We start from the raw sequence: 1180 nt of genomic DNA, 5'->3' as shown, positions 1-1180 counted from the left end.
GCTCTAATGCATGTCGCCCAAAAGTGCGCAGCGGTTTTGGGGGAACGACATGCATCAAAACAAAGACTTAAAGCGCGTCGACTGAATCCATTTCAGCGCGACGCACTTTAGGGCGCCAGGCATCCTTTCAAAGACGGCAAGGATGCGGTAGCGCTTCGGCTTGCGCATGACTTTCCCGCGTTTGCCTGGTCATGCGCCAAGGGATGGAGAGGTGTTTGGTTTCGGTCGCGCGTATCAGGCAGGGTATTCGCCGGGCGCCGATCCTGATTCTCGCCCTTGCCGTGCTTGTCGTCACCGCCGCCGGCGTGTTCCACGCCCCTGCGTTCGCGCAGGAGGAAAGCCGCGGCTGGTCGCTGCGCGACCTTCTGTTTCCCCGCCGCAGCGAACGCATCGAGCCGCCCGTCGAAGTCCAGCCAAGGCCGAAACCCAAGAAGAAATCCAAGCCACGCCCGCCGGCGGAGCCCGAAACGCCGATCGTCGAGAAGACCAACGATGCTCGCGTCGTCCTGGTGGTCGGCGATTTTCTGGCGAGCGGGCTTGCGGAGGGGCTGGACACGGCCTTTGCCGACAATCCCGCCGTCAGGATCGTCGCCCGCTCCAACGGTTCCTCCGGCTTCGTTCGCGACGACGTCTACAATTGGCCGGCCCAGATAAAATCGCTGATCGAGACCGAGAAACCGGCGGTCGTGATCGTCATGCTGGGCTCCAACGACCGGCAGCAGATGAAGGTCGGCGAAGTGCGCGAGCAGCCGCGCTCGGAGAACTGGACCAAGGAATATGAGCGCCGCACCGATGCGCTGGGCAAGGCTCTTCAGGAGACCAAGGTGCCATTCCTGTGGGTCGGCATGCCGGCTTTCGGTGTGTCGAAGATGAATTCCGACATGCTCGCCTTCAACGACATCTATCACTCGGTCGCCCAAAGCAATGGCGGCGAGTTCGTCGATGTCTGGGACGGCTTCGTCGATGAGAACGGCGCTTTCGTCACCTCCGGCCCCGACATCAACGGCCAGCCGGTGCGCCTGCGCTCCGACGACGGCATCAACGTCACCAAGGCCGGCAAGCGCAAGCTCGCCTTCTACACGGAAAAGCCGCTGGCCAAGATCCTCGGACTGGCGGCGCCGGGAAGCATCACCACCGTGTCGGCGCCGGCCGGCGCCGACACGGTGGTGATGCTTCCCGG

General features: G+C 63.1%; 1 protein-coding gene. It reads left to right on the top strand.

Annotated elements, in window-relative coordinates; genetic code table 11:
• Positions 1–215: 215 nt before the first annotated feature.
• Positions 216–1180, top strand: a 965-nt coding sequence (locus tag EOA27_RS37295; RefSeq protein WP_127258812.1) for a DUF459 domain-containing protein, incomplete at its 3' end; no start/stop codon positions are given.

It is taken from the genome of Mesorhizobium sp. M2A.F.Ca.ET.037.01.1.1 (genome assembly GCF_003998075.1).
Lineage (GTDB): Bacteria > Pseudomonadota > Alphaproteobacteria > Rhizobiales > Rhizobiaceae > Mesorhizobium.
The sequence above is the reverse complement of the archived record's forward strand: the minus strand, read 5'-3'. Positions and strand labels throughout refer to the sequence as shown.